The 22,291-nt window shown below is 71.3% G+C and carries 31 protein-coding genes, 1 tRNA gene and 1 pseudogene; 22 read left to right on the plus strand and 11 right to left on the minus strand.

Annotated features, from left to right (window positions below):
• Positions 1-59 precede the first annotated feature (59 nt).
• Positions 60-542: a GNAT family N-acetyltransferase gene (locus tag IE275_RS22625; protein ID WP_189713179.1), complete on the plus strand. Its 483-nt coding sequence runs from the start codon at positions 60-62 to the stop codon at positions 540-542.
• Here the strand turns inward: IE275_RS22625 and IE275_RS22630 are convergent.
• Positions 532-1,200: a response regulator transcription factor gene (locus IE275_RS22630; RefSeq protein ID WP_189713180.1), complete on the minus strand. Its 669-nt coding sequence runs from the start codon at positions 1,198-1,200 to the stop codon at positions 532-534. The two genes, IE275_RS22625 and IE275_RS22630, sit on opposite strands and share 11 nt — an antisense overlap.
• The gene (locus IE275_RS22635; RefSeq protein WP_189713181.1) at positions 1,164-2,468 is read right to left on the minus strand and encodes a sensor histidine kinase; all 1,305 of its coding nucleotides are present in this window, start codon (positions 2,466-2,468) and stop codon (positions 1,164-1,166) included. The genes IE275_RS22630 and IE275_RS22635 overlap by 37 nt, the downstream gene beginning before the upstream one ends.
• A 196-nt stretch (positions 2,469-2,664) precedes the next feature.
• On the opposite strand from IE275_RS22635, the pseudogene IE275_RS22640 reads away from it, so the two are divergent.
• From IE275_RS22640 to IE275_RS22660, 5 genes and pseudogenes are all read left to right on the plus strand, one after another.
• Positions 2,665-3,396: pseudogene (locus IE275_RS22640) on the plus strand (ABC transporter ATP-binding protein); the annotation flags it as partial.
• A 254-nt stretch (positions 3,397-3,650) separates the two neighbouring features.
• On the plus strand, positions 3,651-6,128 hold the full coding sequence (locus IE275_RS22645) for an FtsX-like permease family protein (protein WP_189713182.1): 2,478 nt from the start codon (positions 3,651-3,653) through the stop codon (positions 6,126-6,128).
• A 354-nt stretch (positions 6,129-6,482) separates the two neighbouring features.
• A complete protein-coding gene (locus tag IE275_RS22650) occupies positions 6,483-6,749 on the plus strand; it encodes a hypothetical protein (protein WP_189713183.1) in 267 nt (88 codons plus the stop codon).
• Positions 6,746-7,243 carry a hypothetical protein gene (locus tag IE275_RS22655; protein WP_189713184.1) on the plus strand — a complete coding sequence of 166 codons (498 nt, stop codon included), beginning with the start codon at positions 6,746-6,748 and terminating at the stop codon, positions 7,241-7,243. The genes IE275_RS22650 and IE275_RS22655 overlap by 4 nt, the downstream gene beginning before the upstream one ends.
• Positions 7,224-7,589 (plus strand): hypothetical protein, encoded by a 366-nt coding sequence (locus IE275_RS22660; RefSeq protein ID WP_189713185.1) that lies wholly within the window; start codon positions 7,224-7,226, stop codon positions 7,587-7,589. Before IE275_RS22655 ends, IE275_RS22660 begins: the two co-directional genes overlap by 20 nt.
• A gap of 321 nt (positions 7,590-7,910) precedes the next feature.
• Here IE275_RS22660 and IE275_RS22665 read toward each other — a convergent pair whose 3' ends face one another.
• From IE275_RS22665 to IE275_RS22680, 4 genes are all read right to left on the minus strand, one after another.
• Positions 7,911-8,327, minus strand: coding sequence for a hypothetical protein (locus tag IE275_RS22665; RefSeq protein ID WP_189713186.1), 417 nt, complete (start codon positions 8,325-8,327; stop codon positions 7,911-7,913).
• Positions 8,328-8,670: 343 nt separating this feature from the next.
• Entirely contained in the window at positions 8,671-9,096 is a 426-nt protein-coding gene (locus IE275_RS22670) for a hypothetical protein (protein ID WP_189713187.1), read from the minus strand.
• A gap of 173 nt (positions 9,097-9,269) precedes the next feature.
• Positions 9,270-10,505, minus strand: a complete 1,236-nt coding sequence (locus IE275_RS22675) for a helix-turn-helix domain-containing protein (RefSeq protein WP_229870445.1) — start codon at positions 10,503-10,505, stop codon at positions 9,270-9,272.
• Positions 10,502-10,822 (minus strand): putative quinol monooxygenase, encoded by a 321-nt coding sequence (locus tag IE275_RS22680; protein WP_189713188.1) that lies wholly within the window; start codon positions 10,820-10,822, stop codon positions 10,502-10,504. The genes IE275_RS22675 and IE275_RS22680 overlap by 4 nt, the downstream gene beginning before the upstream one ends.
• A gap of 188 nt (positions 10,823-11,010) precedes the next feature.
• Here IE275_RS22680 and IE275_RS22685 point away from each other — a divergent pair, with 188 nt between their 5' ends.
• The 16 genes from IE275_RS22685 (at position 11,011) to IE275_RS22760 (ending at position 18,652) form a co-directional block, all read left to right on the plus strand.
• On the plus strand, positions 11,011-11,340 hold the full coding sequence (locus tag IE275_RS22685) for an SCO3933 family regulatory protein (protein WP_189713189.1): 330 nt from the start codon (positions 11,011-11,013) through the stop codon (positions 11,338-11,340).
• A gap of 1 nt (position 11,341) precedes the next feature.
• The gene (locus tag IE275_RS22690; protein ID WP_189713190.1) at positions 11,342-12,682 is read left to right on the plus strand and encodes an FtsK/SpoIIIE domain-containing protein; all 1,341 of its coding nucleotides are present in this window, start codon (positions 11,342-11,344) and stop codon (positions 12,680-12,682) included.
• Positions 12,683-12,762: 80 nt separating this feature from the next.
• On the plus strand, positions 12,763-12,981 hold the full coding sequence (locus tag IE275_RS22695) for a hypothetical protein (protein ID WP_189713191.1): 219 nt from the start codon (positions 12,763-12,765) through the stop codon (positions 12,979-12,981).
• A gap of 5 nt (positions 12,982-12,986) precedes the next feature.
• The gene (locus IE275_RS22700; RefSeq protein WP_189713192.1) at positions 12,987-13,160 is read left to right on the plus strand and encodes a hypothetical protein; all 174 of its coding nucleotides are present in this window, start codon (positions 12,987-12,989) and stop codon (positions 13,158-13,160) included.
• Positions 13,161-13,240: 80 nt separating this feature from the next.
• Positions 13,241-13,513, plus strand: coding sequence for a hypothetical protein (locus IE275_RS22705; protein WP_189713193.1), 273 nt, complete (start codon positions 13,241-13,243; stop codon positions 13,511-13,513).
• A complete protein-coding gene (locus IE275_RS22710; protein ID WP_229870446.1) occupies positions 13,510-14,172 on the plus strand; it encodes a DUF2637 domain-containing protein in 663 nt (220 codons plus the stop codon). The genes IE275_RS22705 and IE275_RS22710 overlap by 4 nt, the downstream gene beginning before the upstream one ends.
• A 20-nt stretch (positions 14,173-14,192) precedes the next feature.
• Positions 14,193-14,381 (plus strand): mobile element transfer protein, encoded by a 189-nt coding sequence (locus IE275_RS22715; protein ID WP_189713194.1) that lies wholly within the window; start codon positions 14,193-14,195, stop codon positions 14,379-14,381.
• 13 nt (positions 14,382-14,394) lie between these two features.
• Positions 14,395-14,550 (plus strand): hypothetical protein, encoded by a 156-nt coding sequence (locus IE275_RS22720; protein WP_189713195.1) that lies wholly within the window; start codon positions 14,395-14,397, stop codon positions 14,548-14,550.
• Between the two features lie 21 nt (positions 14,551-14,571).
• Positions 14,572-14,883, plus strand: a complete 312-nt coding sequence (locus IE275_RS22725) for a SpdD protein (protein ID WP_189713196.1) — start codon at positions 14,572-14,574, stop codon at positions 14,881-14,883.
• A 1-nt stretch (position 14,884) separates the two neighbouring features.
• Positions 14,885-15,115, plus strand: a complete 231-nt coding sequence (locus tag IE275_RS22730) for a hypothetical protein (protein ID WP_189713197.1) — start codon at positions 14,885-14,887, stop codon at positions 15,113-15,115.
• 92 nt (positions 15,116-15,207) lie between these two features.
• The gene (locus IE275_RS22735; RefSeq protein WP_189713198.1) at positions 15,208-15,387 is read left to right on the plus strand and encodes a hypothetical protein; all 180 of its coding nucleotides are present in this window, start codon (positions 15,208-15,210) and stop codon (positions 15,385-15,387) included.
• On the plus strand, positions 15,387-15,593 hold the full coding sequence (locus IE275_RS22740; RefSeq protein WP_189713199.1) for a hypothetical protein: 207 nt from the start codon (positions 15,387-15,389) through the stop codon (positions 15,591-15,593). Before IE275_RS22735 ends, IE275_RS22740 begins: the two co-directional genes overlap by 1 nt.
• 2 nt (positions 15,594-15,595) lie before the next feature.
• A complete protein-coding gene (locus IE275_RS22745) occupies positions 15,596-15,841 on the plus strand; it encodes a hypothetical protein (protein WP_189713251.1) in 246 nt (81 codons plus the stop codon).
• Positions 15,838-17,229, plus strand: a complete 1,392-nt coding sequence (gene repSA / locus IE275_RS22750) for a replication initiator protein RepSA (RefSeq protein ID WP_189713200.1) — start codon at positions 15,838-15,840, stop codon at positions 17,227-17,229. Before IE275_RS22745 ends, repSA begins: the two co-directional genes overlap by 4 nt.
• Positions 17,226-17,432, plus strand: coding sequence for an excisionase family DNA-binding protein (locus tag IE275_RS22755; protein ID WP_189713201.1), 207 nt, complete (start codon positions 17,226-17,228; stop codon positions 17,430-17,432). The genes repSA and IE275_RS22755 overlap by 4 nt, the downstream gene beginning before the upstream one ends.
• On the plus strand, positions 17,429-18,652 hold the full coding sequence (locus tag IE275_RS22760; RefSeq protein WP_189713202.1) for a site-specific integrase: 1,224 nt from the start codon (positions 17,429-17,431) through the stop codon (positions 18,650-18,652). The genes IE275_RS22755 and IE275_RS22760 overlap by 4 nt, the downstream gene beginning before the upstream one ends.
• A gap of 72 nt (positions 18,653-18,724) precedes the next feature.
• On the opposite strand, the gene IE275_RS22765 is transcribed toward IE275_RS22760, so the two are convergent.
• The 5 genes from IE275_RS22765 to moaC form a co-directional block, all read right to left on the minus strand.
• Positions 18,725-18,798 (minus strand) — tRNA-Ala (locus tag IE275_RS22765).
• Between the two features lie 97 nt (positions 18,799-18,895).
• Positions 18,896-20,350 (minus strand): divisome protein SepX/GlpR, encoded by a 1,455-nt coding sequence (sepX, locus tag IE275_RS22770; RefSeq protein ID WP_189713203.1) that lies wholly within the window; start codon positions 20,348-20,350, stop codon positions 18,896-18,898.
• A 172-nt stretch (positions 20,351-20,522) separates the two neighbouring features.
• Positions 20,523-21,194: a GNAT family N-acetyltransferase gene (locus IE275_RS22775; protein ID WP_189713252.1), complete on the minus strand. Its 672-nt coding sequence runs from the start codon at positions 21,192-21,194 to the stop codon at positions 20,523-20,525.
• Positions 21,191-21,700: a MogA/MoaB family molybdenum cofactor biosynthesis protein gene (locus IE275_RS22780; protein ID WP_189713204.1), complete on the minus strand. Its 510-nt coding sequence runs from the start codon at positions 21,698-21,700 to the stop codon at positions 21,191-21,193. The genes IE275_RS22775 and IE275_RS22780 overlap by 4 nt, the downstream gene beginning before the upstream one ends.
• On the minus strand, positions 21,697-22,176 hold the full coding sequence (gene moaC, locus IE275_RS22785) for a cyclic pyranopterin monophosphate synthase MoaC (RefSeq protein ID WP_189713205.1): 480 nt from the start codon (positions 22,174-22,176) through the stop codon (positions 21,697-21,699). Before moaC ends, IE275_RS22780 begins: the two co-directional genes overlap by 4 nt.
• Positions 22,177-22,291 lie beyond the last annotated feature (115 nt).

A 22,291-nucleotide genomic window follows, 5' to 3' on the forward strand; every position in this document is an offset into this window, starting at 1 on the left:
CACTGGACGGGGTCCGATGTCCGCCGTCCACGATTGTGTATAGATGTACTGTGAGTGACATGAATATACGCCGGGTCCCCTTCGACCACCCCGACGCCGTCAAGCTCAACGACGAGGTCCAGGCCGAGTACCACGAGCGCTACGGCGACGGCGGCGACGCCACGGTCCTGGAACCGGCCGATTTCGAGCCGCCGCGCGGGGTGTACCTCATCGCCTACGACGCGACCGACCGGCCCGTGGCCACCGGCGGCTGGCGCAGCCAGGACGAGAACGGCGAGGGCAACGAGAACGGCGACGCCGAGCTGAAGCGGATGTTCGTGATCCGGGACATGCGCGGACGCGGGCTGGCGCGGCGGATGCTGCTCGCGCTGGAGGAGGACGCCCGGACGTCCGGCCGGACCCGGATGGTGCTGGAGACCGGCACCGAGCAGCCGGAGGCCATCGCCCTCTACGCCTCCAGCGGCTACACGCCCTGCACCAAGTTCGGCTACTACCGGGAGTACGAGTCCAGCCGGTGCTTCGCGAAGCCCCTCAGCTCCTGAGGTAGGCCAGCACCGCGAGCACCCGGCGGTGGGTGTCGTCGGCGGGCGGCAGGTCCAGCTTCGTGAGGATGCCGCCGATGTGCTTGCCGACAGCCGCCTCCGACACCACCAGCGCCCTGGCGATCGCCCCGTTGGACCGGCCCTCCGCGACCAGCGCCAGCACCTCCCGCTCACGCGGTGTCAGCCGGGCCAGCGGGTCACGGCGGCGGCGCAGCAGCTGTCGTACGACCTCCGGGTCGACGACCGTGCCGCCGGCCGCGACCTCGCGCAGGGCGTCCACGAACTCCTCGACCTGACCGACACGGTCCTTGAGCAGATAGCCGACGCCGCTGCCGTCGCCGGAGTCGAGGAGTTCGGCGGCGTAGGCGCGCTGGACGTACTGGCTGAGGACGAGGACCGGCAGGCCGGGGCGTTCGGCGCGCAGCCGGACCGCCGCGTGCAGCCCCTCGTCCTGGAAGCCGGGCGGCATCCGGACGTCGGTGACGACGATGTCGGGTGTGTGCTCCGCGACCGCCGTGAGCAGGGCCGGGGCATCGCCGACGGCGGCGACGACCCGGTGGCCGAAGCGGGTGAGCAGCGCGGTGAGGCCGTCCCGGAGCAGGACGCCGTCCTCGGCGAGGACTACACGCAGGGTTCGGCCGTCGCTGTCGGCTCGCAAGGGATCTCCACACGCAGCAGGGTCGGTCCGCCCGGGGGGCTGGTCAGCGTCAGTCTTCCATCGAGCACGGACACCCGGTCCGCGAGTCCGGTGAGGCCGGTGCCGCGAGCGCCGTCGGCACCGCCCTGGCCGTCGTCCGTCACCTCCAGGGCCAGCCGTCCGTCCCGGTGCTCCCCGCGTACGCCGGCGCGGTCCGCCCCGCTGTGCCGGGCCACGTTGGCGAGCGCCTCCCTGACCACGAAGTAGGCGGCGGCCTCCACCGCCTGCGGCAGCCGGGGCACGGGCGGCGCGAACGCCACGTCCACGGGTATCGGCGAGCGGTCGGCGGCGTCCGCGACGGCCGCCTCCAGGCCGTGGTCGGCGAGCACCTTGGGGTGGATCCCGTGGATCAGCTCGCGCAGTTCGGCGAGGGCGGCGCCCGCCTGTTCGTGGGCGCGGGCCAGCTGCTCGGCGAGCGGGCCGCCGGGCGGGGCGTCGAGGCGGGCCAGGCCCAGGCTCAGGGTGAGGGCGACGAGCCGCTGCTGGGCGCCGTCGTGCAGGTCCCGCTCGATCCGCCGGCGTTCCGCCTCGAAGGCGTGGACCAGGCGGGCGCGGGAGCGGGTCAGTTCGACGACCCGGGGGCCGGGGCCGCCGTCGGGCGGGGCGACGAGGAGCCGGGTGAGCGCGGCACGGGCACCGGCCGCGACCCCGAGGACGTATCCGCCCGCGGCCAGCAGCAGCACACCCAGCGCGGCGGCCGCGAGGGCGGCGGGCCATCCGGTGACCGTCCACACCTTCAGCACCTTCGTCTCCCGGCCGTCGCCGACGGTCGCCAGCAGCAGCGGGGTGGCGACGACGGCCGACGGGCAGAGCAGCGCCACGGCGAGCAGGAGCGCCTCGGCCGGCCACAGGAGGCAGGCGGTCAGGACGGTGTGGCCGAGTTCACGCCAGGTGGCCCGTTCACGCAGCCGGGTGGTGAGCCAGCTGCGCAGTCCCGGCGCCGGCGGTTCGGTGTGCGTGCCGGGCGCGTCGTCCGCGTCGACCAGCCGCAGCCGGCGCCGTTCCAGCGCGGCCACGGGCAGTCCGGCGAGCGCGGTGACCACGAGGAGCGGCAGCCCGACGAGAACGAGCGCGAGCACCCCGCCGGCGACGGCCGAGGCCGTGAGCACCACCAGCGTGACGGCCCCGGTGACCGCCCCGGTCAGCAGGTAGGCGGCGGCGCGCCAGGGCCACGGGGAGAGCAGGTAGCCCGGGCGGGTCAGGGCCTGCCACACGTTTCGGGGTCGCATGCGGATCACCGTAGGCAGGGGGAACGAGGGCGGACCATCCCCCCAGGCCGAGCCTTTGGGGTATGCCTGGCCCCACCCCGGCTCTCGCCCCTGCCCCAACGACGGGACGGCCCCTCGCACGGTTTCGTGGTCCCACCGGAGAACGACCGGGCATCTGTTGCGGCGTCGCCGCCGACGAGTGGGAGTCCAGAAGACGATGACCGACCATGCCGTCCAACTCACCGCCGTGCGCAGGACGTACGGATCGGCGGGCGCCCCGGTGACCGCTCTCGACGACGTCACCCTCGCCCTCCCCCGCGGCTCCTTCACGGCCGTCATGGGCCCGTCCGGTTCGGGCAAGTCCACGCTGCTCCAGTGCGCGGCGGGTCTCGACCGGCCCACCTCGGGGTCGGTACGGATCGGCGGGACCGAGCTGACCGGGCTGAGCGAGCGCCGGCTGACGCTGCTGCGCCGGGACCGTGTCGGCTTCGTCTTCCAGGCGTTCAACCTGCTGCCGGCGCTGACCGCCGAGCAGAACGTCGTCCTGCCGCTGCGGCTCGCCGGGCGCCGGCCGCCCCGGGCGCGGGTGCGCGAGGCACTGCGCCAGGTCGGGCTCGCCGACCGGGCCGGCCACCGCCCCGCCCAGCTCTCCGGTGGCCAGCAGCAGCGCGTGGCCCTCGCCCGCGCCCTGATCACCCGCCCCGAGGTCCTCTTCGGCGACGAGCCGACCGGCGCCCTCGAATCCACCACCGCCCGCGAGGTGCTCACCCTGCTGCGCGCCCTGGTCGACGACGGGGGCCAGACGGTGGTGATGGTCACTCACGATCCGCTGGCCGCCTCGTACGCGGACCGCGTCGTCTTCCTGGTCGACGGCCGCGTCCACGGCGAACTGGCCGGGGCGGACGCGGAGACGATCGCGGCACGGATGGCGGGGTGGGAGGCGGCTCCCGCTTGCGGGGAGGTGGGGCGGGAGACGGGGCTGCGGCGGGAGTTGGGACGGGAGACGTGGCTGCGGCAGGAGTTGGGGCGGGAGCTGCGGCCGGGGCCGGAGCCGGAGCCGGGGCCGGGGGCGGAGCCGGGGCCGGGGGCGGAGCCGGGGCCGGGGGCGGAGCCGGGGCCGGGGGCGGAGCCGGGGCCGGGGCCGGGGGCGGATTCTTTGAGCAGTGCGCCGGGCGTGCGCGGCGCTTCCCCGGAGGACTCCCGATGCTGAGCGTCACGCTGCGCACCCTGCGCGCCCGTTGGGCCGCCTTCGCCGGCAGCTTCGTCGCGCTCGCCCTCGGCGTCGGGCTGCTCGCCGTGATGGGCCAGGCGCTGGCGGCCTCGCAACAGGCACCGGCACGCACGCCGGAGCGTTTCGCGGCGGCGCCCGTGGTGGTCAGGGGCGGGGACACCCTGCGCGTGGACACCCCGGCCGGGGAGCGTACGGCGCGCCTCGCACGCCCCCGCCCGGTCCCGCCCGCCACCGTGACCGCGCTGCGCGCCCTGGGCCCGGTGACCGAGGACCGTTCCTTCCCGGTCCGCGTGGCGGGCGGCCCCGGCGGCCTGGTCGGGCACCCCTGGTCGACGGCACGCTTCGCCCCGTACGAACTCGGCGCGGGCCGGGCTCCCGGGGCGCCCGGCGAGGTGGTCACCACCGGCGGCTGGGCGCGGGTGGGCGACCGGCTGCGCACCGGGGACGGGACGGTCCGGGTCGTCGGGACGGTGCCCGCGCGGGGCTTCGAGGACGCCGTCTTCTACCCGGACGCCGAGGCCGCCCGACTCGCGCCCGAGTCCGTGCAGTTGGTGGTGGAGGCGGATCCTTCGGCGGTCCGGTCCGTCGTCGCCGCCGGGGCGGGCGGTGGCGACGGTACCGGAGCCGGGGCTGATGCCGGGGCCGGGGCGCGGGTGCTGACCGGTGACGCGCGGCGCCTCGCGGACGCCGACCCCGGCCGGGACGCCGAGGCGCTCACCGCGCTCAACGCCCTGTTCGGCACGGCGGGCGGGGTGACGGCCTTCGTGTCGGTGTTCGTGGTGGCCTCCACCTTCGCCTTCGCGGTCGACCGCCGGCGCCGGGAGTTCGGGCTGCTGCGCACCGCGGGGGCCACCCCGGGCCAGCTCCGGCGCTCGGTCCTGGCGGAGGCGCTGCTGGTCGGCGCGCTCGCCTCGGCGGCGGGCTGCGCCCTGGGGGCGTACGCCGCCCCGCGGCTGGCCGAGCTGGTGGTCGACGGCGGGCTCGCGCCGGACTGGTACACGATGGGCGGCGGCGAGGCCGGAGCCTGGCCGTACCATCTCGCCTTCTGGACGGGCCTGCTGGTCGCCCTGTGCGGGGCGGCCGCCGCTTCCTGGCGGGCGGGCCGGACCACGCCCGCACAGGCGCTGCGCGAGGCCTCGGCCGACGGGCGCGCGCTGACCCGGGGGCGGCGGGCGTGCGGTGTCGCGCTGCTGCTCACGGCGTGCGCGACCCTGACGTACGCCCTGATGACCGCCCCTGGCGACCTGTTGCACCGCAAGACGTACATCAGCCGCCCGATGCTGCTCATCACGGCGGTGGCGCTGCTCTCGCCGGTGCTGGTCCGTCCGCTGGTGCCCCGGCTGCCCGGTGCCCTCGGCCCGCTGGTGCGGGCGAACGCCGTCACCGGCGCCCGCCGGACCGCGGCCGCGGCCGCGCCCGTCCTGGTCACCGTGGCCCTGGCGGGCTCCCTGCTGGGCGCGACGGCCACCCTGCGCGAGGCCCGCGCCGCGGAGGCCGGGCAGCGGACGGCCGCGGACTACGTGGTGACCCCCGAGAGCGGTACGACGATCCCGGCGGCGTCGGTCGCGCGGCTGCGCGGGGTGCCGGGAACCGTCGTGTCGGCGAGCGCGGCCACCGCCGTGTACACCCTGGAGGACGGGGTCGCCCTGGTGAAGTCCGGGGCGCGCGCGGCCGATCCGGCGCTCCTCGCCGCCACCGTGCGCCTTCCGGTGACCGCGGGCCGGGTCGCGGACCTGGACGACGGGTCGATCGTCGTCACGCGGGAGTGGGCACGGCACGAGGTGGGGCGGCGGGTGCGGGTGTGGCTCGGGGACGGCACGGCACGGACCCTGCGGATCGCCGCCGTACTGGCCACCGGGACCGGGGACAACGGCGCGTACGTCACCCCGGCCAACGCCGGTGGCGCGGGCGTGGACCGGGTTGAGGTACGGGTCCGGTCCGGGGCGGACCGGGCGGCGGCCCTGGCCGCGCTCCGGGCGGTGGACGGCGTACGGGTCGCGGACAAGTCGCGGTGGGTGCGGGCGAGTTCCCCGCAGTCCAACCGGACGACCCGGCTGGTCACCCTGCTGGTCCTCGGCATCGCGCTCGTCTACACGGGCATCTCGCTCACCAACACCCTGATGATGGGAGCCGCCGAGCGCCGCCGGGATCTGACGGTCCTGCGGCTGGCCGGTGCCACGAGCGGGCAGGTGCTGCGGCTGGCGGCCGCGGAGGCGCTGACCGTGGTGGCGGTGGGTGCGGTGCCGGGTCTCCTGGTGACGGTCGTCAACCTGGCCGGGATGACCGGCGCGTTGCACCTGCTCGCGGCGCCCTGGGCCCTCGCCGTCCCCTGGCCGGCCCTCGCCCTGACGACGGCCGCCTGCGCGGTCCTGGCCCTGGCGGGCACCCTGCTCCCGACGGCCCTGGCCCTGCGCACCCACCCGGGAGAAGCCGCGGGCGAGCGGGACTGAGCCCCGGCCGGGCCGGAAACACGATAGAGCCCCGTCGGCTTCCGCCGACGGGGCTCTATGCTGCGTGGACCTGTGGGGATTTGAACCCCAGACCCCCTCGATGCGAACTACAGGCGGGGAGGTCACTGGGGTCTGCCGGGCTGGTCGCTCAGGTGTCTGCGGTCGGTGATGCCTGGCTGCGGTCGCGGTGGTTGCTGTACTTCGTTGCTGTACAGCAGAGCAGCCTCACGCTACTGGCCGGGACTGCTTGTCGTGCCTCGCTGCTGCGTGTCCCCGTTGACGGATGCCCGGGCCCTCAACTACCTGTAGCGGGTAGCATTTTGATGACCTTTGGCGGATGCTCTGGGGGGCTTCATGATCGAGATATTCACCGCCTTGATCGGCGGAGTGTTCCTACTCGGCGGCGCCGTGATCACCGCTAGGTGGACGCGCTCACGCTCCACCACCAACCCCACCCCTGCCCCTGCACCTCCTGCCAACAACACACAGCCGGACGGCGGCACTGCCAACACTCCCCCTCCTCATAACTCACGGTCGGGAGGCATCACCGTCAACGGGCAGTTCATTGAGACGAACAATGGCAGCGTTTCACAGACCAATTACCGCGACGGCAAGCAGTGAAGCTTCCTGCAACCAACAACGCGGGGTGGCTTGGAATTGCTTATTACGCGTCCGGCGCCGTCTTGGCCATTTTGGCGGCCCTGTTCGGCATCGAACTGATTAACAAGTACTTCCCTTACGTATTGCCAACTCTCGAATGGCTCATAACAAACTTGGTGCAACTGTCCTCCGATGAGCATGTCGGGGCATTTGTGCGAGATCGAGTCTTCGTCTTTGCCTTCATCGGTGTGATCTTCGTCCTCTGGGTCACACACAAGTGGCCCACCTTGGTCAAGACGATCGGCCAGGCTCTCAATCCGTTTGCACGGGTAGGTGTGGCCACCGTGTCGGCTGTCGCCGCCGTCTTGATCGCACTCATTCTGGCTGGTCCGCTCGGGCAGTCCAAGAGCGGAGGCGAGTGCGCCTCATCGTTTCGCCTAAGCCTGGACCGTGCACCCTCACTGGTGAGCAACACGACATGCGGCGGAGGGGATCATGACCGGGACGGCGATTGATCAGTACATCCAGACCAATAACGGCAGCGTATTTCAAACGATTATCAGAAATGAAGGAGTTGACGAGGAGACCAAGCAAAACGTACGACGTCTGGCAGTTTCTTCACCCGAGATGCTGGCCAAAGTGGATTCGATGCTGAAGGAATCGGGCGATGTGAAGGCAGCCGCAGCGCTGATCCGGGATGCGAGTGACATCCTGACCGGAAAATCCGACTCATCGATCAAGTTCACCGATGAAGGCGACGACCCCATGTTTCCCGGCAAAGGTGAACGGGAGCTTCGTAAAGCTATAGCCAGCCCCTTCCTTGTCCTTGTCGTGATCGTCGCGCTGATTCTCTGGCTGTGACGTCGCCTGCAACTCTCCAGGGTCCGATGACCACTCGCCCTGACTCCCATCCCGTCTGCCGTCGACCCACACATCGTGGAGCAGGCGTGGTTCAGGGCGTCAAGGTGGAGCGCCCTGCTGGACGAACGACCTTGACGCCCTGGGCCGCGGCTGCTCGGCTCTGCCTGGGTCGACGGCAGACGGGATGGGAGTACCCCGCGCACGCCACACTCGGCCAGCACCCGCGAACGGCGCCCCCGCCATCTCGGAGCCTGAGCGCCCCCGCCGGAGGCATGTTTGTGCCTCAGGTGAGCCCGCATGGGTGCTGGTTGGAGGGGTCTCTCAGCCCAGGCTTTCGAGGCCGAGCTTCGCCAGACGAGAGCCGATGGCGCTGGGCTTCCGGCCGAACTGCTTGCCGAGGGAGTTGAGGCTTCGTTCGCCTTGCTGGTAGAGGGCAAGGAGACGTTTGTCGTCCTCGGTGGACCAGGGGGCGCCCATGTTCGGGTATCGGGCCCGGAGCTCTTCCGGGGTTGCCCGGATCTTGTTGGGCTGTGCGTCGGGGCACACGGACTCGATGATCTCTAGAGGGAAGTGACCGACTTCGGTACCAGCGAGCCAGAGCGTCAGGTGCTCATCGCGGAAGGTGAGTCGGTCCGCCTGGATCGTGACAGCTCGGCGTAGGACGTCGCTGTCGTGCGGGTCTTGGTGGTAGTCGGTGAACGTCAGGCGGAATGCGACGTGTTCTGTGGATGCCCCCATGCGATAAGTCTGTCCAGGGACTCACGTACGTGGTAGATCATTTCTCGCCTGCCCGTTGCACGTAGCGCGCCGCCTGTCGGGGCCGCCGCTGGCGAAGACAGGGCGGCGGCCCCGACAACGAGGCGGCGCGCGCCCGCGCCGTGCGCGGGCCTTGATGAGGTAGAGAAACCTGTAACAACATCACGTCGCGTGTCCACGGCAGGGCGGGCCGTTGGCAGCCCGCTCACTGGTGGTGTGCGGCAAGGTAAATGGTGACCGTCTTGTCGTAGCGGGTGGTCAGGCCGTGCCAGTGCTTGAGCTTGGCTGTGGCTGCATGCCACGCGCGGCGTGCCGGTCCAGATGCTCAGTCGTCGCCTCGGGCGCTGACCAGAGCGTCGGTGGCCTGGCACAAGGCTGCCTTCAACCTCTCCCGCTCGTCCCGTACGTGGTCCACCTTCCGGCCAGACACCTGATACGCCGCCTGGAACGCGATCCATGCCTCGTGGGCGAGGATCAGACCCTCGTGAGCGGCACGGCCCATCTCGAACTGCTGACGGAAACCCAGGGGTGGCCTGTGCCTACCCATCCACATTTCGAGCCGCGCGTGCTCGGCCATGTACTGCGCAGCAACTTCGACCACGTCGTTTCCAACGATGTTGCTACCGATCACCTGCACGCCGAGATTGAGCGCCGGCGATGCGGTCGGAGCGCGGAGGGCCTCGGGAAACCCCTCCTCAGACGGCTGGTCATTTAGCAACTCCCACTCGTGCGCCACCACAACCTCCTGCATTCGAAGCTTCCTCGTGGCAACCCACGATCTCAGCTGATGTTGAGCCCGTCACTCGCCTGTTGGGCCAGAAAGGCGAGCTGCAGCAGAGGCATTGGCCAGGCCGGGCACGCTGGCTCCCCATATGACGCGCCGAACTGCCCTCTTCTGGCGCGAAGTGATCCAGAAGAAGCGACCTAGCCGACTGCGCTGCGCTCGGCCAAGCCACGCAGGGACTCGGGGACGCGGGGCTCTGAGAGCTGGACCAGGTCGCGGATCACATCCCGGGCCAAGCGATGATCGTGGATCTGTTCAGGCGCCAGAACCTCGGCCTCCAAGAGTGCGGCTGTGGCCTCGCCGACGTGTCGCCGCTGCGCGTGCGCTCGCGCCACATCAAGGAGGAAACGCGATTGCCGCTCGGGAGAAAGGCCCGAGGCATCAACCTGCTGGGCCACCTCCAGGGCGAGCCCTGCGTCTCCCAGCTCCACAGCCGTGCTTACGGCATGGATCTCGACGTTCGTCGGCCCGAACTCGGTGTCGAAGTCATTGCGGTCCTCGCCCAACCGCGCGGCGATCTCTCGTGCCCGGTGGATGTGCTCCTGGGTTCGCCCGCGATTGCCCTCTTTGGCGTTGATCACCGAGAGAACCAGGTTCATGGCGCCCAAGAGCGACAGCTCTTCCGGGGGGCACGTGGATGCCTCCGCCCTGGGAGCCATGACCGCCACGGCGGACGTTGCTGCCTGCTCGGCCTGGTCCATGTGCTGCTGCCGCATGAAAGCGTGCGCCATGCGGAACAGGCTCGCCACCACTTCCAACGGCTGGCCTGCAAGTTCGGCAGCTTGTAGCGCCCGATCGGCTGCGACCCATGCCGCGTCGGCCTGATCCTGCCGGGTGAAGCTCGCTGCTGCCGCCTGGTACGCCTTCGCGCGGAGGGCGTGAAGCTCTATGCGGTCGCTCGCCGGCGCGTGGCGCACCGCTGCCTCAATGCTCGGGAGCAGGTTGGCGAGATGATCACTCAATGACGCGTAGCTCGACGCGTGCGTCAGTGTCCAGGCCACGTCCACCTGGTGACGGAACTCAGCGAGAGACGGGACCGGTCCGGATGGCGGCTGACCGAACAAGCTGCCCAGAGCCGGGTGCCCGGTGAGTGCGACGCGCAGACCGTCAAGGTCGTTGCTCGCGTGCGCCTCTTCAGGCTCGGCTCTCTCGGCTGGCGCGGCGTCCGGGCGAAGCTCACGGACAGGCACGTTCAGCGCATCGGCAAGGGCTTGAAGGACAGAGAGCCGCTCGACGGGCTGTACGCCTCGCTCAACCTGCGAAACCCAGCTCTCCGAGCGCCCCACCGCGACCGCAAGATCGCCCTGCGACATGCCCTCTGCGCGGCGCAACTCCTTGACTCGCGGGCCGAGGAGTTTGGGGTCGGAGCCTGTCACGCCTCGTCTCCTGTGGGGTACTTGCCGGCGTACGGCTGGAGCCGGTCAACCTCGGTCTTCTCGACGTGCTTGGTCCGCTCGGCGAGGAAGTGCTGAGTGTGGGGCTGGCGCTCGTGCTCCTCGAACGCGTCGAGATCGGCGTACAGCTCGTAGAAGATCCGCTCATTCGGTGCGCCCTCGACCTGGTGGCAGGCGTAGACCAGCGTGCCGGGCTCGTGAGCCTGGATCGCTGCGGTGGTTTCTCGCATCAGGGCGTCAAATGCTTCGCCGGCACCCTCGCGAAGCGTGAAGCGAACGAAAAGCCCAAAGTTGGTCATTCCTCCTCCTTCTTGTCGCGCCAAGTCTCGCAGAGTCGGACTTCTACTGCTAGTCGCAGGTTTTCTGTTGACTCGCAGTTTTTCTGCGAGTAGCTTCGTTGGTGTCGGACACCAAGACGCCCCGGGCTACGTGCATCCGCCAAGATCACAACGCAGCCCGGGGCTCATCCCCTGAGGGAGATTCCATAATGCCGTCCTTCAAGATCGACGTCTCGACCGCTGTGGTGTTCGTGGCCACCGCGCCGGCGCCGAAGCTAGCCAACGCCAAGACCGGTGAGCGGGCCATGGACCGTGAGACCGGTGCGGGCCTGTCGACCGTGGGCCTGCTGGTCTCGGACGAGGGTGAGGGCAACCTGTACCAGGTGACGATCCCGGAGACGGGCTTCCCCGAGGGCCTCACCCCGGGCATGCCGGTCAAGGTGATCGGACTCAAGGCCCGTGACTGGGAGAACACCTTCAACGGCGAGAAGCGCCACGGGATCTCGTTCCGCGCGGTCGCGATCACCCCGGCGGCCTGACATGACAGACCTGTCGGTGTGGCTGGAAGCCACGGGAGCCTTAGCAGGGGCCGGCGGCCTCGGCTACGCGAAGGTACGCGCCCCGCGTGTGTATTGGTCGCTGGTCGGACTGCCGGTCACCTGGGGCCGGTTCTCCCTGTCGTACCGGTCGACGATGGACGTGTGCGGGCTGACGGTGCAGCCGTCGGGACTGCGGGCGTTCATGACCCGCAACGTCGCCCGCCGTGAGGTGCAGCCGGTTCCGCCGAAGATCCGCCGGGTGCGGCCTACGTCGACCGGGCTGCGGGTGACCCTGCGGCTCCCGGCCGGCCTCGAGCCCGCGGACCTGGTGGCGTCCTCGGAGCGGCTGCGTCACGCCTGGGGTGTGCACTCGGTGACCGTGGTGGAGACGAAGCCCGGCTTCGTGGAACTGCGGATGACCGGCTACGACGTGCTCAACCGGGTGCGGATGCCCCGTGCCGCCCGCCCTCACGATCTGGTGGTTCCGGTGGCGCTGCGGGAGGACGGGACCGCGTTCGAGCGGGACTACCGCAACGCCCCCATGGCGCTGACCCTGGGCGCGAACGGCTCGGGGAAGTCGATGTTCCTGCGCAACCTGATCAAGGGGCTGGCTCAACTGCCGGTCGCCCTGGTCGGGATCGACTGCAAGCGCGGGGTGGAACAGTCCGCCTTCGCGCCCCGTCTCTCCGCCCTGGCCACCACTCCGGATGAGGCCGCCTCGCTGCTGGCGGTGCTGGTCGCGGAGATGGAAGACCGCTTCGACCTGTTGAGCCTGCACGGCGTCTCTGACCTGTGGGAACTGCCCGATGGTGTGCGTCCCGTGCCGGTGGTCGTCCTGGTCGACGAGATCGCGGAACTCTTCCTGATCTCCAGCCGGAAGGACGAAGAGCGCCGTGAACGGCTGGTCACCTCGCTGATCCGGCTCGCGCAGATGGCCCGTGCGGCCGGTATGTACCTGGAGATCTGCGGGCAGCGCTTCGGCTCCGACCTGGGCAAGGGCGCCACCATGCTCCGTGCCCAGCTCACCGGCCGGGTCGTGCACCGCGTCAACGACAAGCAGACCGCGGAAATGGGCCTCGCCGACGTCGCCCCGGACGCGGTCCAGGCCGCGAGCCTGATCCCGATGGAGCGCCCCGGCACCGCCGTCGCGGCGGACGCTTCCGGGGGCTGGTCGAAGATTCGCACCCCTCAGACCTCCAAGGCCGAAGTGGTCGCGGTGTGCCGGGAGTTCGCCCACCTGGTCCCGGAGCTGCCGTTCCTGGACCCGTTCCTCCCCTTCGCCCCGGCTGAGACGCCGGCCGCGGGTCCCTCGCTGGTCAAGCCCCGCCCGGTCACCGAGTAGCACCCCTTGCTCCACGGTCGGCGCGACCGCCCCTCGCGCCAGGTCCCTACCCCCGCCATGCCTGGAACCGGGAGGAACCCATGGCCCGCAAGCACTGGTACGAGTACGACCCGGCCGAACGCGACGACGCCAACCGCCTCGGGGTCCTGTTCGAGACCTTCCTCGATCACCTGCACTTCCACCCCGAGCGGGACGCCTTCACCACGGCCCTGAGCAACGCCTTCGACGCCGAGTTCACCCACCGTGCCGCCGGTGTCTACCCGCCTGCCGGCCACGGCTACCCCCGGCTCGGGGCGTGACCGCCATGGCCACCAGGAAGAAGAAGATCGCCCCGGCGCCCGCGGAGTGCCCGGTGTGCCACGGCACGGGTGAGGTCTCCCGCACCGTCCACGTCGGACGCAAGCGCCGCGTAGCCGGTGAACAGACCGGCCTCTGCCTGAACTGCCTGGGCGCTGGCGTGATCTCGGCCGACGACTGAAACCGCCCTGGAGCCGGGCGGCCGACCCCCGCCCGTCTCCGATCCTCATCCGTCTTGCCTGAAGAGGGAGAGCCCTTCCCATGCCTGAGCACCTGACAGCGCTGGACACCCTCCTGCCGGCTGACTTCCTCAGCCAGCTCGCCGCCCTGCGGGACGCGCGCGATCAGTTGGACCAGCAGATACGAGCCCACTTGGCCTATGGCAGGGAGTTCGTCGGCCCGCGTCCCTACACGCTGGCGTCGCTCGCTGATGCGGCAGGGCTCTCGATCTCCGGCGTCCGCACCGCCTACACCGACGCCGACCGCGACGCCGTGGCCCAGGCCCTCGGCCGTCCTCCGCGGAGCCAGACGTGAACGCCTCGGCACAGTCCCTGCGCCCGGACGCGGTCCTGATCCAAGCCGTCATCGCCGGCGCGCTGTCCTTCGCCCACCTGCACGACCTCGCCGAAGCCGCCGGACAGTCCGGCTGGAAGGCCTGGGCCTACCCGATCTCGGTGGACCTGCTTCTTGTCGCCGCCTGGCGCCGACTGCGCACCGCCCGCCGGGACCGCTCCGCCTGGACCTGGTTCGTGATCGCCCTGACCGCCTCGCTCGGCGCGAACGTCGCGACCGCCGGACTCCTCGACCTCGGAGAAGTCCCGGCCTGGCTGCGGTTCCTCGTAGCCGGCTGGCCCGCCCTCGCCTTCCTCGGCGGAACCCTCCTGGTCCACACCCCCGCCGACCCGCCCGCCCCCACACAGCCTGTGGATGAACCGGCCGCACCTCAAGTCGAGATGCACCGCACCGACGACGAACCCGCCCCCGAGCCGGCCGCGACCGTCCCGGAACTCGACCCCGCGCCGCCGCAGCCTGCCCCCGCGGTTCCGGCCGCGCTGCTGGACCACGCCCGAAGGCTCGCCGAAGCCCACCGGGCCAGCACGGGAAGCCCGATGCCGGCTGACGTCCTGTCCGCCCGTCTCGGCCTGCCCGCGCCGACGACGGCCGCGATCGCCGCGCAACTCCAACTCACCTGACCGGGAAGGACCAACCGCCCATGACCGTGCACCGCCGCTTCCGGGACCGCATCCGCATCGGCCCCGTCCAGGTCGCCACCTACTACGACGGGCGCGGCAGGGACATGCACACCGCCGCCTGCACCGCCCCCGGCTGCGGCTTCTCGACCGACTACCGCGACCGTGCCGCTGCCGAACTCGCCGCTCGCACCCATCACTGCAAGGCCTAGGAGACCACCCGTCATGGACGTTCCGCTCTGGCTCGCCCTGCTCGCGGTCGGCTTCCTCGGGATCAAGCTCGCCCGCCCGCCCTGGTGGCTGGTCGCCGTGCTCCTCCTGGGCGGCTACCTCGTCGCCGACAGCTTCCTCGCCCCCGCGCTGTCCACCGTCATCAAGTAGCTCACAGAAGGGATCACCTGCATGTTCACCCCGAAGTACCCGCCCCAGGACACCGCACCGCCCGCCACCACGGCGGCCCCCACCGGACCCACCCCGGCACCAGTCGTCCCGATCGCCCCGGCCGCGGTCCCGGTGGCTCCGGTCTCGAACCGGCCCACGGTGCAGCTCACCCCGGGCAGCGCGCTCGCCTTCGCCGCCGGCGGTGCCGGAGTGGTCCTCGTCGTCGGCGCGGTCCTCGTCTCGCTCCTGCTCGCGGTCGCCATCACCGCCGCCTCCGTGGCCGTCTGCGCGGTCGTCCTGCGCTCGATCCTCAACTCCGAAAGGAAGCACTGAGATGGGCTTGTTCAGCCGCAAGAGCAGCAACGCCGAGCCCGCTCGTGACGAGCGCATGGCCGAACTGGGCCGTGACTACGCGATCGCCCGCCGGCACCGCGACACCCGGGCCATGAACCGGATCATGCGGGAGATCGGCACGGACAAGAGCGTGACCGACCTGAACGACTTCCGGGCCGGCCAGGAGTCCTACGACTCCATCCCGCCCATCCCGCGCAAGCGCCGCAAGTAACGCCCGTCCGGGGCGGCCTCGGTCGCCAAACTTCCGCCGCCCCGGACGGCTCCACCTTCCTGATCCAACGGACCCGAAAGGGAAGCCCCATCATGCCCCAGCACATCCATGCCTCGCGCGTCTGCCGCGACTGCAACGGCCACGCCACCGCCACCATCACCACCGGTCTCCGCCACTGCGACGGCACCCGCGCCACGCTCACCGTCAACTGCCCGACCTGCAAGGGCACCGGCACCACCGGCGCATCGCGCAAGCAGGGGGTGACCGTCTGATGCCCCGCAACTGGAGCCGCGGCGCCGACCGCATCCCCCCGGACGCACTGGACGGCGACTTCGACCACCTGAAGAAGATCGCCAAGGCACACCAGCGCCACGACAAGGAGCGCGACGCGCAGGCGTCCCGCCCCGGCCGCACCCCGCTGTCCGGGCCGTCCAGCAACACCGCTGGCACCCCGCAGAAGCGTCGTTGGGGGCGGTGACCATGGCCCTCCTCAACTGGCGGTCGTCCAGCCACTTCGACCACAGCGGCGACTGCCCCTGCACCCAGTGCGGCCGGCCCACCCCGATGCGCTCCCACACCGGCGAACCCGTCCACAAGGTCTGCGCCGAGGACTGGAACGACCGCAACCCCAACTCCCCTCGCCACGAGCACGAGGGCCGCGACCTGGGCACCGCCCGCTTCCACTCCGACCCCCCGAGCAAGAACCGCAAGGACGGCGCCCGATGAGTCTCGCCCCCGCGGCGGGCCTGGAGGACCCGGCCACCCTCGCCGACGTGCTGAGGCTGGCCGGGTCCCCCGGCTTCGACCGCATCCAGGACCAGATCCGCCGCACCGGGGGCTGCTCCGACCCCATCCACCTGCGCGGCGCGACCGTCACCCGCGACCGCGCCACCGGCCACGTCCTCCACGCGTACGACACCGACAACGAACCCGGCGGCCGGCTCCGCATCGCCTGCGGCAACCGCCGCGCCTCCCGCTGCCCGGCCTGCGCCTGGACGTACGCGGGCGACACCTACCACCTCATCCGCGCCGGCCTCGTCGGCGACCCCGCCAAAGGCACCCCGCCCACCATCCGCAATCACCCGCGCGTCTTCGCCACCCTCACCGCCCCGTCCTTCGGCCCGGTCCACAACCGGCCCGGCACCCGGCCCTGCCGCTGCGGCATCCGCCACGCCGAGGACGCGCCCGAACTCGGGACCCCGCTCGACCCGGACACGTACGACTACGCGGGCGCCGTGCTGTGGAACAACCATGCCTCCGACCTGTGGCGGTACTTCACGATCTACCTGCGCCGTGAGATCGCCAAGCGGGCCGGACTCACCCAGAAGGAAGCCCACGCACAGTCCCGGGTCGCCTTCGGCAAGGTCGCCGAGTACCAGAAGCGCGGGGCCGTCCACTTCCACGCGGTGATCCGATTCGACGGACCCGACGGGCCCGACTCGCCGCCCCCGGCCTGGGCCACCCTTGATCTCCTCACCGACGCGATCCACGCCGCAGCCGCCCGCGTCGCGGTCGACATCCCCCCGGCCGGTGACCAGCCCGCCCGCACCCTCGCCTGGGGGACACAGCTCGACGTCCGCACGATCCGGGCCTTCGGCGACGGCGAGGACATCACCGAACAGGCCGTCGCCTCCTACGTCGCCAAGTACGCCACCAAAGCCGCGGAGACGACCGGAACCGTCGACCGCCGCATCGGCAACAAGGAAGCCCTGACCCTCCTCGATGTCCCCGAACACCCCCGCCGGCTCATCGAAACCTGTCTCGACCTGCACGCGCTCTACCCGGACCGCAAGCTCCGCGACTGGGCCCACATGCTCGGCTTCCGCGGCCACTTCTCCACCAAATCCCGCCGCTACTCCACCACCCTCGGCGCCCTCCGCCAGACCCGCGCCGACTACCGCGCCACCCAGCAACGCGAAGCCCTCGGCCTGCCCGCCCCCGACGCCCCGGAGGCAACCACGCTCACCCTCGCCCACTGGACCTACGCCGGCCACGGCCACAGCCCCGGCGAATCCTGGCTCGCCGGGAACATCCGCCGCGACATCCAACTCAACCGCGAAACCGCACGCGAAGCCCTGCAAGACCAGCCGGACTGGGAGGAACGAGCAGCATGACCACGACCATCATCGAACCGAAGTGGCACACCACAGAGGAAGTCGCGGTCCTGCTCCGCTTCGGCCTCTCCAAGACCAAGATGCTGATCCTCACCGGAGAGATCCGCTCGGTGAAGGTCGGCCGCAACCGGCGCATCCTGCCGGCCTGGGTGGACGAGTACGTCCAGCGCGTCACCTCCGCTCCTGAGGGGGTGTCAGCATGAGCGGGAAGCGCGGCAACGGTGAGGGCTCGATCTACCCGTACAAGAACGGCTTCGCCGCCTACGCCTGGGTGACCACTCCCGAGGGCAACCGCAAGCGGAAGTACGTCTACGGCAAGACCCGGGAAGAGGTCCACGACAAGTGGATCAAGCTGCACGCCGAAGCCAAGCAAGGGCCGGTGGTCACGTCCTCCCCGACGCTCGCGCAGTACCTCGCGCGGTGGCTGAAGGAGGTCGTGACGCCCGACCTGAAGCCGAAGACCGCCGAGACCTACGCGATGCACGTCCGGCTCTACATCACGCCGGGGCTCGGCTCGAAGCGGCTCGACAAGCTCACCGTCCGGGACGTGCGGAACTGGGTGAACACCCTTCTGGAACAGTGCCAGTGCTGCGCCCAGGGTCTCGACGCGAAGCGGGACACGCCCCGTTGCTGCGCCGCCGGCGACTGCTGCGAGCGCGTCCCGTCCCGCCGCACCGTCCAGGACGCCCGCGCGGTCCTGCGGTCGGCCCTGACCAACGCCATGACGGAGGAGATGATCCCGAAGAACGTGGCCGGCCTGGTCAAGGTGCGGTCGGCACGGAGGAAGAAGCGGCACCCGTGGTCCGTCGAAGAGGCTCGGCAGTTCCTCGAAGCCGCGAGCGCGGCCCACGACCCGCTGTACGCGGCCTACGTGCTCATCCTCGTACTCGGCTTCCGGCGCGGCGAAGTGCTGGGCCTCACTTGGGAGAACGTCGACCTGGACGCCGGGGTGATCACGGTTCAGATGCAGCTCCAGCGCATCAACCGGCGCCTGGTCCATGCCGAGACCAAGACCGAAGCCTCCGCGGCCGTGCTGCCGCTCCCGGAGATCTGCATCGCTGCTCTTCAGCGCAGGCGGAAGGAACAGGAGTTGGCCAAGCAGGCGGCCGGCGAGCTGTGGTCGGACTTCGGCTTCGTGTTCACGACGCGCTACGGCACACCGTTCGAACCGCGCAACTTCAACCGCCGGTTCATGGACCGATCCGCCCGCGCCGACGTCCGCCAGATCAGGCTTCACGACACCCGGCACACCTGCGGCTCGCTCCTCGCTGCCCTCGACGTGCACCCGCGGGTCGCGATGCAGATCCTTCGGCACAGCAAGATCGCGGTGACCATGGAGGTGTACACGCACGTCCCGTCGGAGGCCACCCGCCGGGCACTGCGCAAGCTGGGCAAGCACCTTGGGAAGCAAGATCCGGAGTAGTTGCTGTACTTCGCTGCTGTACGACATGGCCAAAGCCCCGGTCAGGAATCCCGACCGGGGCTTTGAGCTGCGTGGACCTGTGGGGATTTGAACCCCAGACCCCCTCGATGCGAACGAGGTGCGCTACCAGACTGCGCCACAGGCCCTTGCAACGAGTGAAACTCTAGCATCCCTGTCGGGGTGCTTGGAAATCCGTTCCCGGGGCCCGGCGCAGGTCACGGGTGAGGACGGCGAGCGGACGGCTCACTCGTTGGCGGCGCGCGGGCGCTCGCCGTCCTCGTACTGGTCGAACAGCGGGGTGCGGCCCCGTTCGCGGGCGCGGCGGGCGGAGGCGGCGCGGCGGGCTCCGCTGTGCTTGCCGCCGTCCGCCTTGCCGTCCGCGGAGTCCGCGTCTCCCGGCTCCCCGTCGGGTCCGTCCTCGGCGTCGCGCTCGCCGGTGGCGTCCGCCGCGTCCTGCTCCGGCGTGACCGTGCTGGAGCGCGCCGAGCTCCACGCGTCCGGCGCCCCGAGGTCCACGTCGGAGGTGGCGCGCGGCGCGACCGGGGCGGTCACGTACGTCGGCAGCGGCACCGGCACCGGGTCCCAGCTGTCGCCCTGGCCGGGGCGCCGCTGGCGCTCGCGCTGCTGGTCGACCCATTCGGCGTGGTCGGTCTGCTCGACGAGGGCCCGGCGGTCGGCGGCCAGGGCCAGCAGGCCCGGGTCCGTCTCCGGTTCGGGGCCCGCGTGCGGCTCCTCTGCGCCGGCGTCGAGGCCGGTCTCGACCGTCACCGACGCCGACGACGGTGCGCGCCGGCGCGGCTGGCGCTCCCGCAGCCGCTGCGCGGCGACCTCGGCCCGCCGGCGGTCCATCTGGTAGGCGAAGCGGCGGTGCTCCTGGGCGCGCAGATAGGCGATGTACGCGCTGAGCAGTACGGCGGGCACGCCGGGCGCCCAGAGGAAGGCGAGCCCTCCGACGGCCGCGACGACCGCGCCGAGGGTGAAGGCGACGAAGAGCATCACGGTGGTGCGCCTCCGGCGCGCGAGCGCCTTCGTGCGCTGGGCGCGCGCCGCGGCCGCCTGTGCGGCGGGCGTGCGCCGGGCGGCCGGCACCCGCTGGGGGGCCGGTGCGGCCGTGCCTTCGTGGGCGGGTGCGGAGGGGCCGGTGGGGCCGGAGGGTGCGTGGTCCCCGCGCGCCGCACCCGGGTGCGCCTGCTCCCGCCCGGGCTTGGCGGAGGACTGATCACGGGCGGCCGCTTCGCGCGCCTGGTCACGTGCCGGGTCGCGGGAGGGGTCACGTGCCGGATCGCGGGAGGGGTCCGAACGCCCCGGGCCGCCGCGTTCCTGGCCGCCGCGTTCCTGACCGCCGCGCTCCGGGCCGCCGCGTTCCTGACCGGCGCGCTCCGGGCCGCCGCGTTCGTGGATCGTCGCCTTCGCCTGGGGCCGGGTCGGGGGCATGGCGAAGGCCCGGACGTCCACCGAGCCGGTGAGGCCGTCCGGAGCTTCGGCGCCGGACTCCCCCTCCTCGGTGGAGCGCGCCCGCAGGTCCTTGGCGTACCGGCGCTCCATGCCCGCCCGTCCGGACAGCAGCCGGATGGCGGTGCTGAAGCGTTCCGTCGGACGGGCCTCGTTCAGCTCGTCCTGCCTACGGAGCCACATCGGCACCAAGTAGGCGGCCCAGGCCCCGACGATGACTGCGTAGATGAGGCCGCTGCTGCTCACGCCTCACACGGTAGAGGGGTTTGCGTGAGGCCATCCGCCAATTGGGCCGGTGTGTCGCACGATCTGGCTGATATTTCGAGCTTTTTTTGTGACCGATGCGATCAGCAGGCCGCCGAGGGCGCGAATTCATTGCCCCGAGACGGTCACCACTCGATCATTTTCGAACACTTATTCAATTTCCGGGGGTGGTGGGATTCCCGGGGGTGCTCTGGGGGTGATTGCGCGGTTCTGTCCGGGGACGGGTCCGCCGCCACCGGTTCAGCACGCCCTCCGGCACTTCTTCGGACGTGAGTGCGAAGACGAGGTGGTCGCGCCAGGCTCCGTCGATGTGGAGATAGCGCGGCCGCAGCCCTTCCTCGCGGAATCCGAGTTTCTCCACGACCCGGCGGCTGGGCCCGTTCTCGGGCCGAATGCAGACCTCGATGCGGTGCAGTCCGACGGTCCGGAAGCAGTGGTCCACGACGAGCGCCACCGCCGTCGGCATCACCCCGCGGCCGGCCACCGACTGGTCCACCCAGTAGCCGACGTGCCCGGAGCACATCGAGCCCCAGGTGATCCCGGCGACCGTCAACTGCCCGACGAGCCGCCCCTGGTACTCGATGACGAACGGGAGCATCCGGCCCGCGTTCGCCTCGGAGCGCAGATGCCGGACCATCTGGCGGTAGGTCGGCCGGTGCGCGATGGGCCCGCTGGGCGCGGGCGGCGGAATGGTCGCCTCCCAGGGGCGCAGCCAGTCCCGGTTGCGCCGGTTCACCTCGCGCCAGGCCCGTTGGTCGCGCAGCTTTATGGGCCGCAGGACGATGTCGCCCTCCGCGAGTTCGACGGGCCAGGATGGGCTGTTCAGCTGGCACCCCCGTGGCTGGGTCCGGGGTGGTCGCCGCCGCGGAGCTGGTCGACGGCGTGGATCAGCAGGGGCTCCAGGACGGCGAGGCCGTCCTTCACCCCGCCGGTGGATCCGGGCAGGTTGACGATCAGGGTGCGGCGCGCCACCCCGGCGAGGCCCCGGGACAGCGCCGATGTGGGCACCTTCTCCCGGCCGTACGCCCTGATGGCCTCCGCGATGCCCGGCACCTCGTGGTCGATCACCCGGCGGGTGGCCTCGGGGGTGCGGTCGGTGGGCGAGATCCCGGTGCCGCCGGTGGTGACGACGACGTCGTACCCGGCCTCGGCGCCGTCCCGGAGCGCGGCCTCGACCGGGTCCCCGTCGGGCACCACGAGCGGACCGTCGACCGCGAACCCGAAGCGCCCCAGCGCGTCGGCGATCAGCGGGCCGCCCTTGTCCTCGTAGACACCGGCGGCGGCCCGGTTGGAGGCGGTCACCACCAGCGCGCGGTACGAGCCCTCGCTCATGCCCGGCTCCAGTCGCCCGACTTCCCGCCCGTCTTCTCCTCCACACGCACGTCCGTGATCACCGCTCCCTTGTCGACCGCCTTGACCATGTCGATCACGGTGAGCGCGGCGACGGACACCGCGGTGAGCGCCTCCATCTCGACGCCCGTGCGGTCCGTCGTCTTCACGGTGGCGATGATCTCCACGGCGTCGTCCGCGACCGACAGATCCAGTTTCACACCGGAGACGGCCAGAGGGTGACACAGCGGGATCAGGTCCGGGGTGCGTTTGGCGCCCATGATGCCCGCGATCCGCGCGGTGGCCAGCGCGTCGCCCTTGGGGACGCCCTCGCCGCGCAGCAGCTCGATCACCCGGGGCGAGACGAGGACGCGTCCGCTGGCGCGCGCGGTGCGCGCCGTGACGTCCTTGCCGGAGACGTCGACCATGCGGGCGGCGCCCGCGTCGTCGATGTGCGTCAGTCGGTCCTGCGTACTCATGCTTGTGTGGCGCTCCCGGTCCGGGCCCGTCGCGGTGCGGCGCAGGGCCAGCTGTGCGCGACACGGTACCCCCATGCGGGAGCACTCAGCGGAACGGGATCGTCCTACGGACGGG

It is taken from the genome of Streptomyces phaeofaciens, from assembly GCF_014648915.1.
Lineage (GTDB): Bacteria > Actinomycetota > Actinomycetes > Streptomycetales > Streptomycetaceae > Streptomyces > Streptomyces phaeofaciens.

What these genes read in the sequence shown, in the direction of transcription:
- IE275_RS22625 (WP_189713179.1), top strand. Translation starts at nt 60, where the DNA reads ATGAATATACGCCGGGTCCCCTTCGACCACCCCGACGCCGTCAAGCTC.
- IE275_RS22635 (WP_189713181.1), bottom strand. Translation starts at nt 2,468, where the DNA reads ATGCGACCCCGAAACGTGTGGCAGGCCCTGACCCGCCCGGGCTACCTG.
- IE275_RS22645 (WP_189713182.1), top strand. Translation starts at nt 3,651, where the DNA reads ATGCTGAGCGTCACGCTGCGCACCCTGCGCGCCCGTTGGGCCGCCTTC.
- IE275_RS22650 (WP_189713183.1), top strand. Translation starts at nt 6,483, where the DNA reads ATGATCGAGATATTCACCGCCTTGATCGGCGGAGTGTTCCTACTCGGC.
- IE275_RS22660 (WP_189713185.1), top strand. Translation starts at nt 7,224, where the DNA reads ATGACCGGGACGGCGATTGATCAGTACATCCAGACCAATAACGGCAGC.
- IE275_RS22665 (WP_189713186.1), bottom strand. Translation starts at nt 8,327, where the DNA reads ATGGGGGCATCCACAGAACACGTCGCATTCCGCCTGACGTTCACCGAC.
- IE275_RS22670 (WP_189713187.1), bottom strand. Translation starts at nt 9,096, where the DNA reads ATGCAGGAGGTTGTGGTGGCGCACGAGTGGGAGTTGCTAAATGACCAG.
- IE275_RS22680 (WP_189713188.1), bottom strand. Translation starts at nt 10,822, where the DNA reads ATGACCAACTTTGGGCTTTTCGTTCGCTTCACGCTTCGCGAGGGTGCC.
- IE275_RS22685 (WP_189713189.1), top strand. Translation starts at nt 11,011, where the DNA reads ATGCCGTCCTTCAAGATCGACGTCTCGACCGCTGTGGTGTTCGTGGCC.
- IE275_RS22690 (WP_189713190.1), top strand. Translation starts at nt 11,342, where the DNA reads ATGACAGACCTGTCGGTGTGGCTGGAAGCCACGGGAGCCTTAGCAGGG.
- IE275_RS22695 (WP_189713191.1), top strand. Translation starts at nt 12,763, where the DNA reads ATGGCCCGCAAGCACTGGTACGAGTACGACCCGGCCGAACGCGACGAC.
- IE275_RS22700 (WP_189713192.1), top strand. Translation starts at nt 12,987, where the DNA reads ATGGCCACCAGGAAGAAGAAGATCGCCCCGGCGCCCGCGGAGTGCCCG.
- IE275_RS22705 (WP_189713193.1), top strand. Translation starts at nt 13,241, where the DNA reads ATGCCTGAGCACCTGACAGCGCTGGACACCCTCCTGCCGGCTGACTTC.
- IE275_RS22715 (WP_189713194.1), top strand. Translation starts at nt 14,193, where the DNA reads ATGACCGTGCACCGCCGCTTCCGGGACCGCATCCGCATCGGCCCCGTC.
- IE275_RS22720 (WP_189713195.1), top strand. Translation starts at nt 14,395, where the DNA reads ATGGACGTTCCGCTCTGGCTCGCCCTGCTCGCGGTCGGCTTCCTCGGG.
- IE275_RS22725 (WP_189713196.1), top strand. Translation starts at nt 14,572, where the DNA reads ATGTTCACCCCGAAGTACCCGCCCCAGGACACCGCACCGCCCGCCACC.
- IE275_RS22730 (WP_189713197.1), top strand. Translation starts at nt 14,885, where the DNA reads ATGGGCTTGTTCAGCCGCAAGAGCAGCAACGCCGAGCCCGCTCGTGAC.
- IE275_RS22735 (WP_189713198.1), top strand. Translation starts at nt 15,208, where the DNA reads ATGCCCCAGCACATCCATGCCTCGCGCGTCTGCCGCGACTGCAACGGC.
- IE275_RS22740 (WP_189713199.1), top strand. Translation starts at nt 15,387, where the DNA reads ATGCCCCGCAACTGGAGCCGCGGCGCCGACCGCATCCCCCCGGACGCA.
- IE275_RS22745 (WP_189713251.1), top strand. Translation starts at nt 15,596, where the DNA reads ATGGCCCTCCTCAACTGGCGGTCGTCCAGCCACTTCGACCACAGCGGC.
- repSA (WP_189713200.1), top strand. Translation starts at nt 15,838, where the DNA reads ATGAGTCTCGCCCCCGCGGCGGGCCTGGAGGACCCGGCCACCCTCGCC.
- IE275_RS22755 (WP_189713201.1), top strand. Translation starts at nt 17,226, where the DNA reads ATGACCACGACCATCATCGAACCGAAGTGGCACACCACAGAGGAAGTC.
- IE275_RS22760 (WP_189713202.1), top strand. Translation starts at nt 17,429, where the DNA reads ATGAGCGGGAAGCGCGGCAACGGTGAGGGCTCGATCTACCCGTACAAG.
- IE275_RS22780 (WP_189713204.1), bottom strand. Translation starts at nt 21,700, where the DNA reads ATGAGCGAGGGCTCGTACCGCGCGCTGGTGGTGACCGCCTCCAACCGG.
- moaC (WP_189713205.1), bottom strand. Translation starts at nt 22,176, where the DNA reads ATGAGTACGCAGGACCGACTGACGCACATCGACGACGCGGGCGCCGCC.